General features: G+C 67.9%; 15 protein-coding genes. 9 read left to right on the top strand and 6 right to left on the bottom strand.

The window, feature by feature from the left end:
• Positions 1-95: 95 nt before the first annotated feature.
• From AB0O15_RS32520 to AB0O15_RS32495, 6 genes are all read right to left on the bottom strand, one after another.
• On the bottom strand, positions 96-2,357 hold the full coding sequence (locus tag AB0O15_RS32520; protein ID WP_364326414.1) for an ATP-binding protein: 2,262 nt from the start codon (positions 2,355-2,357) through the stop codon (positions 96-98).
• On the bottom strand, positions 2,354-4,027 hold the full coding sequence (locus AB0O15_RS32515; protein WP_364326411.1) for a S8 family peptidase: 1,674 nt from the start codon (positions 4,025-4,027) through the stop codon (positions 2,354-2,356). The genes AB0O15_RS32520 and AB0O15_RS32515 overlap by 4 nt, the downstream gene beginning before the upstream one ends.
• A 161-nt stretch (positions 4,028-4,188) precedes the next feature.
• Positions 4,189-4,572, bottom strand: coding sequence for a response regulator transcription factor (locus AB0O15_RS32510; protein ID WP_285685715.1), 384 nt, complete (start codon positions 4,570-4,572; stop codon positions 4,189-4,191).
• Positions 4,573-4,614: 42 nt separating this feature from the next.
• Entirely contained in the window at positions 4,615-5,808 is a 1,194-nt protein-coding gene (locus AB0O15_RS32505) for a response regulator (protein ID WP_364326408.1), read from the bottom strand.
• Positions 5,805-6,974: an ATP-binding protein gene (locus tag AB0O15_RS32500; RefSeq protein WP_364326405.1), complete on the bottom strand. Its 1,170-nt coding sequence runs from the start codon at positions 6,972-6,974 to the stop codon at positions 5,805-5,807. Before AB0O15_RS32500 ends, AB0O15_RS32505 begins: the two co-directional genes overlap by 4 nt.
• Before the next feature lie 284 nt (positions 6,975-7,258).
• A complete protein-coding gene (locus AB0O15_RS32495; protein WP_364326402.1) occupies positions 7,259-8,188 on the bottom strand; it encodes an NAD-dependent epimerase/dehydratase family protein in 930 nt (309 codons plus the stop codon).
• A 135-nt stretch (positions 8,189-8,323) separates the two neighbouring features.
• On the opposite strand from AB0O15_RS32495, the gene AB0O15_RS32490 reads away from it, so the two are divergent.
• The 9 genes from AB0O15_RS32490 to AB0O15_RS32450 all read left to right on the top strand — a co-directional run bounded on the left by AB0O15_RS32490 (position 8,324) and on the right by AB0O15_RS32450 (position 16,412).
• Positions 8,324-9,244 carry a LysR family transcriptional regulator gene (locus AB0O15_RS32490; RefSeq protein WP_364326399.1) on the top strand — a complete coding sequence of 307 codons (921 nt, stop codon included), beginning with the start codon at positions 8,324-8,326 and terminating at the stop codon, positions 9,242-9,244.
• Between the two features lie 102 nt (positions 9,245-9,346).
• Positions 9,347-10,546 carry an MFS transporter gene (locus AB0O15_RS32485; protein ID WP_364326396.1) on the top strand — a complete coding sequence of 400 codons (1,200 nt, stop codon included), beginning with the start codon at positions 9,347-9,349 and terminating at the stop codon, positions 10,544-10,546.
• Positions 10,547-11,045: 499 nt separating this feature from the next.
• Positions 11,046-11,570, top strand: coding sequence for a hypothetical protein (locus tag AB0O15_RS32480; RefSeq protein ID WP_364326393.1), 525 nt, complete (start codon positions 11,046-11,048; stop codon positions 11,568-11,570).
• A 14-nt stretch (positions 11,571-11,584) separates the two neighbouring features.
• A complete protein-coding gene (locus AB0O15_RS32475; protein WP_364326391.1) occupies positions 11,585-11,911 on the top strand; it encodes a hypothetical protein in 327 nt (108 codons plus the stop codon).
• Positions 11,912-11,917: 6 nt separating this feature from the next.
• Positions 11,918-12,712 carry a metallophosphoesterase gene (locus AB0O15_RS32470; RefSeq protein WP_364326389.1) on the top strand — a complete coding sequence of 265 codons (795 nt, stop codon included), beginning with the start codon at positions 11,918-11,920 and terminating at the stop codon, positions 12,710-12,712.
• Positions 12,713-12,745: 33 nt separating this feature from the next.
• Positions 12,746-13,186 (top strand): YbaB/EbfC family nucleoid-associated protein, encoded by a 441-nt coding sequence (locus tag AB0O15_RS32465; RefSeq protein WP_364326386.1) that lies wholly within the window; start codon positions 12,746-12,748, stop codon positions 13,184-13,186.
• A 1-nt stretch (position 13,187) separates the two neighbouring features.
• Positions 13,188-13,502: a type VII secretion target gene (locus AB0O15_RS32460; protein ID WP_364326383.1), complete on the top strand. Its 315-nt coding sequence runs from the start codon at positions 13,188-13,190 to the stop codon at positions 13,500-13,502.
• Between the two features lie 2 nt (positions 13,503-13,504).
• Complete coding sequence (locus tag AB0O15_RS32455) at positions 13,505-14,209, top strand: hypothetical protein (RefSeq protein WP_364326380.1); 705 nt, start codon at positions 13,505-13,507, stop codon at positions 14,207-14,209.
• A 544-nt stretch (positions 14,210-14,753) separates the two neighbouring features.
• A complete protein-coding gene (locus tag AB0O15_RS32450; protein WP_364326377.1) occupies positions 14,754-16,412 on the top strand; it encodes a hypothetical protein in 1,659 nt (552 codons plus the stop codon).
• Positions 16,413-16,473: the final 61 nt, after the last annotated feature.

The raw sequence follows: 16,473 nt of genomic DNA, 5'->3' as shown, positions 1-16,473 counted from the left end.
ACGGCGACCTGATCCATCACAGCGACCGCGGGATTGATCTCCAGATCGATGTGACTGCAGGACCCCGCTACTGACGCTCAGAACCAGCCAGGCGATTACTCCAGTCGGTGTTCTCCGTACGTGAGGGACAGGGTAAACGTCGATCCGGTGTTCAGGGTCGAGGTGACGCTGATGTCTCCGTCCATCGCGCGGGCCAGCCTGCGGGCGATGAACAGTCCCAGGCCGGTGCCGCTGGTGCTCATCGTCATCGGATCTTCTACGCGGTGGAACTTCTCGAAGACCTTGTCGAGCTGGTCGGTCGGAATACCGTAGCCCTGGTCCCGGACGTCGACGTGCAGGCGGGTCTCGTCGAACCGCAGGCCGACCCGCACCTCGGTCTCCTCCGCGGAGTACTTGAGACCGTTGCCGATCAGGTTGGCGAGCACCTGCAACGTGCGCTCCGCATCGCAATGGGCAAAAACGGGTACCGACGGCAGGTCCACCCGGACGCGGGCCGAACCCAGATCCCGGGCGGCTTGAGTGACCAGCGCGCACAGGTCGTGAGTCGCTGAGGACACGCGCAGGGAGATGTCGTCCGGGTTGTCACCGATCCGCGAGGCGAGCAGGAGATCCTCCACCAGCCGGGAGAGATGTCCGGCGCGGTCCCCGATCAGGTTCAACGCATCCAGTCGCTTCTGGGGAGTCATCCGCTCCCCCCGTTTACGCAGCAGATCGACATAGCCGATGATCGGCGTCAGCGGCGTCCGCAGCTCGTGCGACACCATGGCGATGAAGTCGGATTTGAGCCGGTCGGTGCGGTATTCGCGGGTCAGGTCGCTGATCACCACCACGTCGCGGACGAGAGCGGTGAGGGTGAAGATCGCCGAATGGGCTAGACGCAGGCGGCGTTGCTCCCCGTCGGGGCGACGGACGGTGAGTTCGGAGACCGCCTTCGGTTGCGCCACCGACACCGGCATGAGCAGCATCTGTTCGTCCTCGACGGGCACGTCGAGGACATCTATGACCGGCCGGCCGGCGGCGTCGGCCGCGTCAATACCGGTGATCTCGGCCAGCGCCCGGCTCCACATCTGGACCAACCCGTCGCCGTCGATCACCATGATGCCTTCGGCGGACTGCTCGACGACGGCCTGCAGCTTGCTGGTCTCGTCCACGAGCCGGTCCAGGTGCTCGGCGCCGCGCATGGCCACGGCGAGAGCGCTGGCCAGTGAGGCCAGCAAGCTGATGTCACCGGTCGTCATCCATCCACGATCGCGGCGATGGACGGCGAACGCCGCCGTACCGAACCGGCGGCCGCCGCCCTGGATCGGGACGACCACCATCCGGCGCAGGCCTGCCGGCAGGTCCTCGGACAGATCCACCGGACCGTCGATCCGCCGCAGAGCAGCGAGGTGGCGCGGAATCGGGCCGTGCCGCAGCGAACCAGGTGCGGCACCCTCCACCGAAAGCGCCACGTCGTCGTTCTCCAGCATCACGACGGCCAGGTCGGCGCCGAAGGCCTCCCGAACCAGGACGACGAAGTGACGCACCACGTCCTCGCGCTCGGCGAGCGCGTGTGAAAGCTGAAGCAGGCAGCCGGACCGCGAACGCTCCTCGGCTTCCCGTGCCGCCGCCCGGTACGCGTAGGTGACCGCGAGCGCGGGCATCGCCATGAACGGCAGCAGCAACGGTGCATGCAGCGCGATTTCCGTGGTGGTCAGCCCGGTCGCGACCGTCCCGACGGCCATGTATCCGGACAGCCGGGCCTCCGAGCGGACGATCAGCCAGGGCGGCTGGGAGTTGATGACGCCCAGGACCTGAGCCAGGCAGCAGAGGTTCACCATCGTGAAGGCGATCGTTGCTAGCACCACGCCGGCGAGCACGTGCAGGGTCATCACGCCGGGCGTGCCGGCCACCAGATGCACGATGATGATCAGTACCGAGGTGGCGGCCGTGTAGGTGCCGACGTTGAAGAGCGCCTTCACGACGGGCCGCCGCTGCAATCCGCTGGCGAACACCAGCCCGCCGACGGTGGCGATCAGGGCGTCCCGGGGCGACAGGAGCAGGACGTCGATGATCAGGGCGACCTCGTAGAGGCTGAGCTCCTCGACGGCTTCCCCGTGCCGTAGTCGCACCACGGCTATCTCGGCGAGGCAGGTCAGCACCGTCAGGCCGGGCAGCAGCAACGCCGTCGGCACACCGATTCCGCGCAAGACGCTGCCGTGCCCCGGAAATCCCAGGATCACCACGGTGGCCAGCCCGGAGCCCAGCAGGACGACCGCCACCACCCGGCGCAGGATCGGATCGCCCAGCTGTGAACGCACGGCGCCGGCCGCCCGGGACAGACCCGGGCGGCCGGCGCGTGACGGAGCCGTGCTCACGACAGGGGCATCCAGGCCCAGGCGCGGGCGGCCCATCGGTCGGCCGCCCAGGCCCGTGCCGTCCAGTCGTCGGCGGCCCAGGCTCGGGCGGTCCAATCGGAGCCGGCCCAGGCGCGGGCCGCCCAGTCGTCCGACGCCCAGGCTCGAGCGGCCCACGCCCGGGCCGCCCAGGCCCGGGCCGCCCACTCACCGGCGGCGCCGGCCCAGGCCCGCGCTGCCCAGGCCCGTGCCGCCCAGGCGCGTGCGGCCGGGTCGAGTTGTGCCCAGGCCCGGGCAGCCCAGTCCCGCGACGCCGGGGTCAGCTTTGTCCACGCCCGTTCGGCAGCGTCCTGGTCGCCGTCCACGACGGCCTTCGAGAATGCCGCCCAGCGGCTCGCGTCGCGCCCGATCGTGGCGGTGTCGTCGTCGTACTGTTTCTGCGCCTTGCTGACGCGCCAGCCGGACGCGGACTTGAGCACCCGGGCCGCGTCCAGGCCGCCCGCGCCGCCGCCGGCCGCCCGGCTCAGTCCGGCACTGGCGTAGGTCGTGGTGGTGAGCAGGTTCTTCATCGCGTCCGGCCGCAGCCGGGGCTGCAGGGCGAGCGCGCCCGCGGCAACGCCGGAGGTCACCGCCGCGGCCATCGACGTCCCGGAACCGCGGAAGTAGCCGTTGCCGACCCGGGCCTGAGGGTTGCCCTTGTCGACCACGCTGCCCGGCGAGCGCAGGCTCACCACATGACCGCCGACGGCGACCAGGTCGGGCTTGGCGTCGCCCTGCCAGGTGGGGCCGCGCCCCGACCAGGTACCGACCACGTCGTCGCCATGGTCGGCCGTTCCCTCGGCATCGAGGCCGCCCGTGGTCAGCAGCAGCGGGTCGTTGCCAGGGGACGTCACCGAGCCGGTGCCCGGGCCGTCGTTCCCCGACGGCACGACCACCATGACGCCCTGGTGCCACAGCGATTCGAGCGCCTGCGTCAACGGGTCGATCTGGTACGGCAGTGGGCTGTTCGAGGACAGCGACAGGTTGACGACCTGCACGTCCTCGCGATGGTCGCTGACCCACTGCAGGCCGCGCAGCACGGTGGTGAGGTCGGTGCGCCCGTCGGCGTCCGCGACCTTGACGTCGATCAGCTTCGCGCCGGGCGCGACTCCGCGGTAGGCGCCTCCCGAGGCCCTGCCCGAGGCGGCGATCAGGCCGGCCATGAACGTTCCGTGGCCGTAGCCGTCACCGGTGCCGGTATCGGTCAGGTCGACCCGGTCGGCCACCTGCCCGGCGAGGTCGGGCACGGCGGCGATGCCGGTGTCCACCACGGCCACCGTCACCCCACGTCCTTCGTCGCCGTCCGCGGGCAGACCGAGCATCTGGCGTACGGCCACCCCGCCGGCGGTACCGTCTGGTGTCGCCGCTTCGGCCACGGCGATCTCACGCTCGGGGGCGATCGACCACGCCGGGTCGAGGGTGCTGTCCTGCGCCAGTTGAGCGGCAACGCCGCGGACGACCGGCAGCTTGGCCACCACTCGGCCGCCGGCCGCCTCGACCGCACGTGCGGCCCCGTCGGCGTCCGAGCCGGTGACCACCACATCCCGCCACGCGGCGGCGACCGGATGCGCGCCGGCGGCGACCGGGAGGCCGGTGACGGCCAGCGCGGCAGTGATGATCGTGGCCATGCGCCGGCGGTTTCCAGCGGTCATTGATAGGCAGCTCAGTCTCATGCTGCAATCTCCCAGTCACGTTCAGTAGTCGAGGGGGGCGTGGAGAAGTAGCGCGAACGGCTGCTGTCTCGGGAGACCTATATCGGTTGCTCCGCGGCCGTCTTGAGCAGGATCGCCTCCCGGTTCCCGGTCGGCCGTCGTCATCGGTCGTTGGCGCCCGCCTGGTCGTTCAGCACGCCGTCGATCAGGTCCAGCACAGCGTCCGGGGTGAACGGCTTGGCGAGGTAGTAGTCCACACCGCTCGCCCAAGCACGCGCGTCGGCATCCGCTTCGGCCGCGGCGGTCAGCATGAGCACGGGCACCGGTTCGCCAGGTTGGGCACGGATCGCGCTCAGCACCCCGAAACCGTCGAGTCCCGGCATCATCACATCCAGCACCACGAAGTCCGGGCTGGACGCCTCCACCGCACGAACAGCAGCCAACCCGTCCACGGCGACGCTGACCTCGTACCCATCCATCTCCAGCACGTCGATCAGAAGTTGCCGGATCGCCGGGTCGTCGTCGACCACCAGGATGCGTGCCATGACTCCTCCTCCCAGATCGAGCCGCCGCAGCGGCGCCGATGATCATCGCCCGCGGTCGTCGTCCCGCTGGCCGGCGTGGCGTGAAGCGTCGTCGGCGGCCGCGCGCCAGTCGATGCCCTGGGCCCGCAGTTGCGGATGGGACAGCAGGTGAGCCAGTTCCTCACCGTGGGCGCCGGCGCCCGGGCACGCCGACTCGGTCTCCTGGAGCAGCAGATGAGCGGTCCGTACCGATGCGGCCACCCCCAGCCCGGAAGCGTCCGGCGATTGCGGTGTGTCGCGATGCGCCACCGCGGCGATGATCGGCGGGTGCAGACCCCACAGATGCAGCAGTTCCACGCCGACGTCGCGGAACGGAACGCCGTCGCGCGTCTGAGCGGCGAGGTCCACCCCCGCGCCCCGGGCGTCGGCCACCGCGGCCAGGCAGATCAGCCGCCCCACGTCCTGCAGAAGAGCCGCGGCCTGCGCATGCGGCCGGTTGGCCGGTGAGGCGACGACCTCGACCAGGCACGCCGTCGCCACCGCATGCCGCCAAGCGGTCTCGAGGTGCCGCTCGATCGTGGGGTCCCAGGCTGTGGTGGGCTGTAACGCGCACACGGCGCCGACCACCGCTTGCACCATCGGGAGGCCCATCGAGTGGGCGATCGACTCGACCGAGGAGTTGCGTGGCCGGGAACCGAAGAACCGAGAATTCGAGAGCTGAAGCAGCTTGGCGGTCAGTCCGACATCGTGCATCGCCGTCCGCGCGGCGAGCTGCAGGTCGACGTCCGGTCCGAGAAGGGCGACGACTCGTTCAGCGTGCGCCGGCAGGGCGGGAATGGCACGGACACCGCCCGCGATACGCCGGGCCGCTCTCTCATGGCCATGGGACGTCCGGACCAGCAGTTGCTCGATAACGGCGACCACGTCCTCGGTCGCGGACGGCTTGGTGAGGAAGCGATGGCCGGCGACCGACACGCGAATCGTCGCGTCCGGTTCGATGTGCCCGGACAACACGACCCGGCCGACCTGCGGGTGACGTTCGCTGACGTGGCTGAGCAACTCGGCGCCGTCCATGCCCGGCATCCGCATGTCGGACACGACCACGTCGCACGGCGACGTCGCGAGCAGTTCGAGGGCCTCCGCGCCACCGGGGGCGAACGACATCTCCCACGCGCCACGTTTACCACGCAGCGAGCGACGAAGTCCGTCCAGGATGGATGGCTCGTCATCGACGAACAGGACTGAGGGCTTGCTCATACCGAAACGTTCTGCTTGCCGTCGATCGGAAGCCGCAGGATGAACTCGGTACCCTCGCCGATCACCGATCGCACCCCGATCGATCCGCCGTGTTTCTCCATCACCGCGCGGGCAAGCGCGAGCCCCTGCCCGGTGCCCTTGCCGATCTCCTTGGTGGTGAAGAAGGGCTCGAAGATCGACTGCTGGATGTCCTCCGGAATGCCCGGCCCGTTGTCGGAGAATCTGATGACCGCGGCGGGGCCGTCCGTCTCCGAACTGATCCGGATCTCGCCCCGTTCATCCTTGTCCGTCAAGGCGTCGGCGGCGTTCACCAGAAGGTTGAGGAAGACCTGGTTCAGATCGCCGAGATGACACCGTACGTCCGGCAGCTCACCCAGGTGCAACGCCACATCGGCGACATACTTGACCTCGTTGCGCGCGACGGTGACGGTGGTCCGAATCGCCTCGTTCAGGTCCGCGTAAGCCGGCTCGGTGGAGTCCTTGTAGCTGAACGACTTCATCGACCGCACCAGCGACGCCACCCGCTCGGTGCCCTCCAGGCTCTGGCTGACCGCATTCGGAATCTCGATGGCGAGGTATTCGATGTCCGCCTTGAGCTCAGCCTCCTGCGCCCGCCGGATCCGCTCGTCCCAGTTCACCTCACCCGTGGTGGGCGCCATGCACGCGCGATACACCAGCAGCAGGTCCAGCATGTCCCGGTAAGCCTCGGCCAGGAACCGGGTGTTGTCCCCGACGAACTGGATGGGTGTGTTGATCTCGTGGGCCAGGCCGGCGGAAAGGCGACCCAACGATTCCAATTTCAGAGCGTGACTGGCCTCGACCTCGGCCCGTCGTACCTCTGCATCCTTCTCGATGTCTGTGGCGATAACGATCCAGTGCTCGAGCCGGCCGTCGTCCGCGCACACCGGCGTGAAGCTCACGCTGTGCCGACGATAGGACCTGTCCGTACGCTCGATCCGGCACTCGGCGAGATACGCCGCCGGCTCGAGACAAGCGGCCGCAGAGTCGCACCGCACTGTCTCGATGTCGTCCGGATGGACCATTGATTCCCAGGGAGAGCCCTGCCGGCCGATGTATTGCAGGGCGGGCGCATTGGTATAGACGATGTCGCCCGTGACAGATGTGACCCAGGTGCCGTGGGGTACCGCGGCTGCAAGCGCCGCCATGGCGCCGCTGGGAGAAGGGAGAGCGCCCCCGGGCGATGCTCCATCACTAGCCGATGTCGGCCGAGGCGTTCGACGTCCAAACACTCGCACTCCTCAGCGACCAGGGCTGTGAGCTTTCCTATGAACCTTCGACCGGTCCCGGCCATGTCTGAGCCCTGGACCGGAACTTGTGCCCACTGCCGCTGCGAGGTGACTTCATCTCGTACGGATGCCGGCCTGTCCCGCCCGATCGGCGCGATCCTCATCTGGTCTCCTGGCCTCCGGTGAAGGCGAGCAGTGCCACCTCACGTGCTGCTGACGGCGAGGGCGGCCCGCACGGTGTCCAGGCCGTCGTCCAGTGAGATGACCGGCAGGTAGCCGAGTTCGACCCGAGCCTTGTCGGTTCGCAGCAGGCAGGGCTGGCCGAGGAACCACCGGGCCGGCACGGGAACCTCACGGGCCGCCGTCTCGGCATCCATTTCCGGGATCGGCGTGTCGACGCCGTACATGTCGAACAGGGTTTGGAGGAAGTCACGCAGGACGACGCGGCGCTCGTCGGTGACGAAATAGGCCTGCCCTGGCCGGCCTCGCCGCCAGCCGAGCATCAGACCCTCCACCGCGTTGGCGACGTGCGTGACGTTCGAGATGTGAGCGCCGTCGATCCAGGCGAACCGGCCGGCCCGGGCCGCCGCCACCAAGCCCTCGACGAGGAAAGCGTTCGGGCCCCAGACAAACCTCGGACGGATGGATACCGTCGCCAGTTCCGGTGAGTTCGCGTCGAGCGCCAACTTCTCGGAGACGGCCTTCACCGCGCAGTAAGCGGCCGACGAGTCCGGTCGCAGTGGTGCGGTTTCATCGACCTCGATGAGTGGCTCCCCGGCCAGAAGCGCGGCTTCGCTGCCGCAGAGGACGAATCGGCTGACCGCGGCGAAGCGTGCCGCCTCAAGAGCGGCTCGGGTGCCGCCGACAGTTGTGCGTTCGTGCTGCTCGCGGGGGGCTTCGATGTCAGTCTCGGCGGCCAGGTGGAACAAGACCTCGCTGCCGGACACCGCTTCCCGCCAGGTGCTCGCGTCGCTCAATTCGCCGTGTACCGGTTCGGCGCCCAGAGCGGCCACCGTGGCCGCCGACTCCTCGCTGCGGACCAGCGCCCGGACGGTATGCCCCTCATCGAGCAGTCGTCGCACCAGAGCCTGGCCGATGAAACCTGACCCGCCCGTGACAAATGCCTGAGTCATTTACTACCTCCGGTAGATGTTCGCCCCGGCTCCCAAGGCGAGAGCCCAGGTCCTCGTCAATGGTGAAGCACCTCCGGGCCGTCAGCCTTCCCTCCAAGACACTCATAGATCAAGGGACTCGTATAAGCTTTCCGAATGGCATCGTTGAGGGCGCTGGAGTGCCTCGTCGCCGTCGCGGCTTCTGGGTCGATCACGCAGGCGGCGGCGCTGCTGCATTCGTCGCAGCCGGCCGTCTCCCACCAACTCGCGGCGTTGGAACGCGAAGCGGGAACGGCCCTGCTCCGTCGCGAAGCCCGGGGAGTCAAACTGACTCCCGCGGGACGGGCCGCCGTCGCCGATGCCCGGCGAGCCGTGGACGCGGCCGCAGCCGCCATCAGGTCGGCGCGTGCCGTCGGTTCGGCGAGCGGGGGAAGGCTCCGGCTGGGCTGTGCGCAGAGCCTGGTGTCCGTGCTCGCCCCCGTCATCCACGAGTGGCACCGCCGTTATCCGGAGGTGGCGATCGACCTGCGCGAATCCACGTCGGCACTCCAGTTGCACGCGCTCATCGATTCCGACGAGGCCGACGTCGTGCTGATGCCCGAGGCCGTCGTTCCCGAGCGCTTCACCAACACGGTCGTCGCCGATGAGGAAGTCGTGGTGGTCACACCGGCCGATCACGCCCTGACTCGTCGGTCATCCGTACGGATACAGGAACTCGACGGCGAACGTCTGGTCCATTACGCCCCGGAGAACGGCCTCAGCACTTGGCTGGACCGATCGTTCAGCGCGGCCGGGATCCGGCCGGAAGCAGTCATGAGGACCGCGGTGACATCCTCGGCGCCCCAACTGGCCGCCGCCGGTCTCGGGATCGCGGTCTGCCCGATCAGCGCGATCAGCGCCGGCTTCGCCGGTGCCGTCCGCTCGTTCTCGCCGCGGTGGGTCCGGCAGCTGAGCGCGGTGACGTCAGCCGAGCCGGACCCGCTCGTCGCCCGGTTCATCACCAGCCTCAACCGGCACGGGGTTCCCGTGCCCGCTGACGTGCGCGCCCAGCTCGCCGGCGACCCATCGAATCCATGAGGGGCGGACCCAGACGAAACGACGGTCACCTCCGGAATCGTCACCCGGACAGCTCAGTTGGACGAGAACTGAATGAGGCGTTCAGTTCCGGAGGGTCCAACCATGTCCACAGCGACGACCGCTGAACCTCAGGCCGGGGTAACGGCCAAGCTCCCCATGTCCGGTCTGCTGGCCCTGTTCACGGCGGGCTTTCTGGGGATCATCAACGAGACGATTCCCGCGGGTCTGCTGCCGGAAATGTCGAAGAGCCTGGGACTCTCGGAATCGGTCGTGGGGCAGACCGTGACGGTGTACGCGTTGGCGACAGCGCTGACAGCGATTCCGCTCAACGCACTCCTCAAGAATTGGCCACGGCGTACCGTCCTCGTATCCGCCCTGGTCATTTTCGCTGTGGCCAACGCCGTGGCCGCACTCGTCAGTAGCTTCGCCGTGCTGCTCATCGCCCGTTTCGTCGGCGGTGTCGGTGCCGGACTGATCTGGTCGAACCTCGGCGGTTACGCCGCCCGGATCGCCCCGGCGAAACTGCAGGGGCGGGCGATCGCCGTCGCCATGGCCGGCACGCCGGTTGCTCTCTCACTCGGCCTTCCGGCCGGCACCTTCTTGGGTGACGCGACCGGGTGGCAGGCGACCTTCGGGGTCGTGGCGATCGCCAGTGGCATCGTGATCGTCTGGGCTTTCGTATCGTTGCCCAACCTTTCCGGTACGCCCGAGGGCGGACACGTGCCGCTCACCGCCATCCTGCGCCGTCCCGGCGTCCCCTCGATCCTCGGGGTCGTCGCGGGATTCATCGTGGCCCACAACATCGTGTACACGTACATCGGACCGCTGGCGGTCGCCTCCGACGTGGGCAACCAGATCGAATGGGTCCTGCTGGTCTTCGGGCTCGCGGCGCTGCTCAGCATCTGGGCCACCGGAACACTGGTTGACCCGCACCACCGCCACCTGATCATCATGAGCACCGTCGCACTCGGCTTCGGAGCAATCGTCCTCGGCTTCGCCAACGTAAGCCCCGTGATCCTCTACCTCGGCGTGGCTGTGTGGGGCTTCGGATTCGGCGGCTCCGCGACACTCTTCGTCACGGCCGGGGTGCGCGCCGCCGGGACGGACGCAATCCAGGCCATCATCGTCACGGTCTTCAACCTCAGCATCGCGGCCGGCGGCGTGTTCGGTGGCCTACTACTGGACGGGATCGGCGTCACCTCCATTCCCTGGGTTGCCCTTGCCATCACGATTCCCACCGTGCTCACGACCATTGCCGGTCGGCGACACGCCTTCCCGCACTGGCCGAAGACGCACGAGTAATAGCGCCCACCTACCTGGGTGACCTGTACCGCATTTCAAGATCTTCGTGACTGATGGCGCGCTTGGTCGTCGACCCAACATGGTTGAGGCAGTGACGGTTGTGGATCTTGCTGGCTGGGACGCGGAGCTTCGGTTTCTGAACGGACAGGTTTCTACGCACCCGTGCGGATTTTGAGTGTCCGAGGCCCAACAGGGTAGATGCACCCACGGTGCTCGCGCGGAAGGAACTGGCATGCGACTGCAGACCCCGCTCGGCCGACGTGTCCTGTTCAGCGATCTGACATGCGTCGGAATCTGTCCTGCGTGACCAGGTCGGCGGCGGACGGATTCACCCGGTTCCACAGCCGATGTGGAGTGTCGACGGCGGCGATAGGGTCGGTCCCGATATCGACGGAGGTGGACGTTGACTCCAAGATCCCGCGGTCGGGGGAGCGGTGACGGCTCCGACCCGCCCGCCCACGGTCGTGGGGGCCGAGGCCGGGGTGGTCGGCCGGGCAGTGTGCAGCAGGGTGAGGGCCGTGCCCGAGAGACGTTCCAGCGTGGGCGCCCCACGGCCGCCGGCGGCGGATCGTCGCCTGCCTCGGGGTCGCACTCGTCCGCGCCCGGCCAGCCCAAGGGTGTCCCCTACGGTTTCCGGGACTTCGGGCAGTTCCGCGAGTTCGCGACCCGGTTCCGGGATCGGATTCGTGAGGTCTACCCCGACCTTGACATGGGATTTCAGGGCAGTTCGGTCACCGGACGCAGTGCTGAAGACGGGTCGCCGTTCGACGACGGCAGGGTCAGCGACTACGACATCGCGATCAGCGGTGAGTCGGTCAACCAGGCCGCTCGTGACAATGGCGTGGAGTTCCGCGGCGACCAAGTGTCAACGGGGCCGCTCAGCGAGCGCGATCTCGAACGGCTCGGGCTTGACGACATGGTCGAAAGCGCGTCGGCCGAGACGCAACGAGTGGTTCACATCATGATTTTCCGTACGATCGAAGAGGCCGCCGACCGCAAGCCGACCATCAAGGTCTGGTTCTGAATGGAAAACACACAATGATCTACGACGTGTACGGATACGGCGAGCCCAGCCTCGGTGACCAGCCAGGCCAGCTTGCTGAGGCCCTCGGGATCGAGTGGGTCCTGCACGACAGCGACTATCGTGGCAGCTACTTCGCCGCACGCCCGCACACCGGCACCGGCAAGCTCCGGCTCCAGTCCAACGACCTGCGCGACGGCGACTACGAATACCATCAGGAACCGGACTTTCCGGAGTACCGCTACCTGTTGTTCGTCGACAAGTTCGACCGCCCCGACGAGGTGAGGACCAAGTTGAGTTCTCTCCCGCAATGGCGGTTCCTCTATCGCAGCGTCGTGGAGTAGTAGCTGATGCGGCTGATCGACACCCGGCCGCAACGGCTGGCAACGGTTTCCTACCGGGCGGCAGGTCCCGGCGGCGTCCCGCAGCATGTGCAGCTCGGCGTCGAGCGGCTGAGGGTCGACAAGCTTCCGGATGGCTGTGATGCGCTGGTCGCCGCCGGGGATCTGCAGGGAGTGGCGCCGTCGCCACTGGGCGGCGACCCGGTGTTGCTCGGCATCTCGCTCGCCGATTACCTGGCCGTGTGGGCAGAAAGCGAGCTGCTGCCACCGGCCGACCGGGTGGGCGTCCTGCTCACCGGCGATCTGTACTCGGCGCCCGGCGCCGACCGGCGCGGCGTCTCCGGCGCGGTCCTCGATGTCTGGCTGGCCTTCGCCGCCGCCGGCTGCCCCGTGGTGCTGGGTGTGGCCGGCAACCACGACGAGGTGACCGCCGCCGAGGTGGCGGATCTCGGCCCGGACGTGGCGTTGCTGGACGGAGAACGTCGTGACGTCGGCGGTGTCACGGTCGCCGGGGTGTCGGGGATCATCGGTGACCCCGAGCGTGCTCTGCGGCGTACGGAAAAAGACTTTCTTGATCTTGTCAGGAAGCTCACCACACCGCTTCCGGACGTGCTGCTCCTGCACGAAGGACCAACGGGGGACCGGGCCGGCCAGCGCGGCCGGGCGGCGGTGCGCAGTGCACTGGAACGGCGAGCGCCGGCGCTGACGCTCTGCGGACATGTGCACTGGACCGATCCGGTGGCCGCCCTCGGCGATGGTCACATCGTCAACCTCGACGCCCGGGCGGTCGTATTCATGACGTGAGCCATTTGTGCTGCTCGTTGTAGGATTCGACACATGTCCGAGGTTTCCGACACCCAGGCGTTCCTGGATCCGGACGTGTCCCGCGAGTATCTGCGGTCGTGGAAGGAGAACGTCGACCGGGCAGCCGCGCGGGCCGCAGCCATGGCCGAGCAGATGGAACGGCTGCGCGTCACCGCGAAGGACGCCAACGGCCTGGCCGAGGTCACCATCAACTCCGCCGGGGTGATGGTCGACCTGAAGCTGACCAGCCGCATCAACCGGCTGGCGCCGGAAGTGGTGGCCCAGGGCGTGATGAGCGCGCTGAGCGGGGCCCGGGCCAGAGCCGCCGACCGGGCACACGACATCGCGGTGGAAACGATGGGACCCGACTCGCTCTCGGCGCGCACCACCGCGGACAGGATGCGCCAAGCCCTGGAGCGGCCCGGTGCCGTCCCGCCGACCGACGAGGACGAGCCGAACCAGAGGGGGCGCTGACATGTCGGATGACTTGCAGGTGGACTCGTCCCAACTGCTCCGGCACGCCAACAACGTGCGATCGGTGAGCGACCAGCTCGCGGCGATCAAGAGCGCGAGCAGCGCCATCTCGCAGGACGACAGCGCCTACGGCCTGCTGTGCGGCTGGATCTCGGCGATTCTCGAGCGCCGGCATGCGGGTCAGGACGATCTTTACTCGTACGTGGGGGAGAACCTGCGACTCCTGGCCGATGCCCTCGACGCGACCGCCCAGGACTATGACGCCGCCGATCACAATGCGAAGAACACCATCAGGGTCGCGGGCGGCCTGAGCTGACCATGGTGTCGAACTCCTCCTTGGTTGCCTCGTCGACGACCACCCGGACCGCGTACACCGGCATCTCGCTCGTCGATGGCTTCCAGGGCCTTCAGCAGGCGGTGCAGGGTGGAAGCTGGGTCGACGGCCTGCTTGCCGGCGGCGCCTTCGTTGGTGACGCCGCGGCGACCGTCATCGACCCCTTCAGCGCGCTGCTGGCCAACGGGCTGGGCTGGGCGATGGAACACTTCGAGCCGCTGCGTGAGATTCTCGACAAGCTCGCCGGCATCCCCGACAAGGTCACGGCTCATGCACAGACGTGGGCCAACATGGCCGGCGCACTCCAGAACATGGCCGAAGACCTGCGGGCGGGTCTCGCCGCCGACCTGCCCGACTGGGGCGGCACCGCGGCCGGCGCGTACCGCTCGATGATGACCAACAATGTGGATGGCCTGGGCGGTCTGGCGGTGCTGGCCGACACCATGTCGGCCGCCACCCAGGCTGCGGGCAACCTGGTCCAATTCACCAGAGACATCGTCCGCGATCTGATCTGCGACCTGGTGGCCCGGGTGATCGTGTGGGCGGCCGAGGCCCTCCTGATCGTCACCATCCCGGTGGTCGCGGCGCAGATCATCGCGGCGGTGGCCAAGTGGTGCGGCCGTATCTTCGGCTACACCGGCGCCCTCATCACCAGCCTTGAAAACCTGACCACTCTGATGGAAGCCTGAATCCAGGAACAGCCAGCAGCGTTGACGCCCTGGTCACCGTCAGGGCATCAGCATGGATTCCGTCGCGGTGCAAAAGACCCGGGTGGCGCGTAGCGGCGGGCCTCGGACGTGTTGCGCGCGAAGGAGCAGACAACTCTGCCCGAAAGCCTGACTCAGAGGCTCCTGCGGAGGGCATCCGAGCCTTCGACTCTGGGTGAACAGCGCGGCAACGTGAGCGCGAGGGTGAATCGAGGCTACGAGATGGGGCAAAGCTCGAAGCATCGACGACCGGCGTTGATCGGGATGGCAGTTCGCATTCTCCGATCGGAGGTGACGGATGGACGCGGCCCGCTCGGCGCCACCGCCCAAGCGCCGGCCTCCTGAACGCGCACCTTCGCAGAGCATCGAGAATCGACTTGAAGTCCAATCCGCTGGAGCGCCGCACACTCCGGGGTTGCTTTTGAATCTTCAGCGGACGGCCGGAAACCTCGCTGTCTCCAGACTTGTCAAACCACCATCATCACAGGGGTCGTCGGATCCACCGGGTATCAGCGACACGGCGATTGTGCAGCGGCAGGACAAACCAGAAGACCCGACGACGACGCTGAAGAGCCAGATCAGCCACGGCGAGTTCCGGCCTGCGCTCGAGTACCTCAACGGGCGATCGATGGCGGACATGCTTGAACGGCTCGGCGCCCTGGGCTTCGCTGACCTCAGCTATCTGCTGGCCAACCTCGGAGCGGCGGCAGGGCTTGGGCCGGCGTCAACGGCTCGGCTGGAGACCGCGATCCGAGCCATCGGACTGCGGTCCACCGGCACCAGCGGGGAGTTGCTCACCCCCATGCTCGACGCCATGGGCAGGTCCGGCGTCCGGAAGATCTCCGATCAGCTCGAGGCGCTGCGTCGCCACGTACCGGTCCCGCCGGGCGGATGGGAGACTGCGGTTCAGGCGCAACTCGGAATGACTCGTTACGGCCCGTTCCTCGACCTGCCGGCCGCGGATGCCGCCTTCCGCATCCTGGACTTCGCACCGGACCAGCAACTCAGTCTGGTTCTGAGACAGTTGGAACAGGCACAGTTGCGCTTCCTGATCACCAATAACCGCGCGGCCGACCGCTACGACGGCGAGCGCATCAAACAGTCCCTCGACTCGACGTGGCGGCAGCGGTTTCCGATGGCGGAAGCGCCATGGCCCAAGGCCACCGCCACGGCGGGACTAGACGTCGCCGGGATGTCCGCGATGGACAAGCTGGCCGAGGCGATCCGGCGTGCGGAGAAGTTTGGCGGAGAAGAACTCCAAGGCAAACTCGCCGAACTCCTCACGCCGTCGTCACTCGCGTTCATGGCGGCTACCATGATCATATTCGCGGTGTTGGAAGGATCCACGGCCGGCGCCGCCGGCGTCGCCCTCGTCGCGCTGTCTGCGCTGCTGATCGGGCCAGCAGTCCTTCAGGTCGCCAACGACATCAACGGATTTCTCAGTACCGCTCTCGGTGCCCGCGACGAGACCGACCTCGACCGGGCCGGCCAGTTCTTCGCCCGAGCCGCGATCTCCATCAGCGTGGACATCCTCATCGCAGTGCTCCTGCACAAACCCACGAAGGCGGCGACCCCGAAGATCCAGGCCGGCGCCAAGAGCGCCGTCGATTTCCTGAAGGGCCCCAAAGACCCACCCGCCGGTGGGCTGACACCTGCCCTAGCTGTGGCCGGGGACGGAACACCCCGCTTCGTGCAGGCCCCAGCCGAACGCTTCAAACCCTCACCGGCTGCGGAAACCACGCACCAGACCACCGGCTCAGGCGTCTACACGGCCACCGCCGAGGCCGCCCGGCCTTCCCTCGCCGCCATGGGCATGGACGCCGCGAGACAAGATGCGCTGCTGGCTGGCGCCTCCGTCATGTACGAGACAGCGAATGGCGTGATCTGTATCGCCCAGATCGTCCAAGGACGGCTTCGAGTCGGCATCTTCAGCATCAACATCAAGAACGACCCGGCGGCCGCCGTTCGCGGCTTCGCCTCTTTCCGCGGACCCGCCCGCGCTGCTGCTCGAGCCCTCCAGGTTCCCGAGTACGAAATGTTCGGGGCGGCCATCGTCAATTCCGAGATCGAAGCCATGCTGCTACGGCAAGGATTTGCGAAATCGACCGAGACCGTTCCCGAGGCCTTCGGTCTCGGACCCTCCACCCAGGTCGAGATCCTCACGAAGCGCTTCCCCGTACGCTGACACCTCAACCTGCCCAACTTCGAAGCGCCTGATCTTCCACAAGGCATGGCGTGCGTACATC

It is taken from the genome of Actinoplanes sp. NPDC089786 (assembly GCF_040684855.1).
Classification (GTDB): domain Bacteria; phylum Actinomycetota; class Actinomycetes; order Mycobacteriales; family Micromonosporaceae; genus Actinoplanes.
Note: the sequence above shows the minus strand (reverse complement) of the source record. Positions and strands in the feature narration are given on the sequence as shown.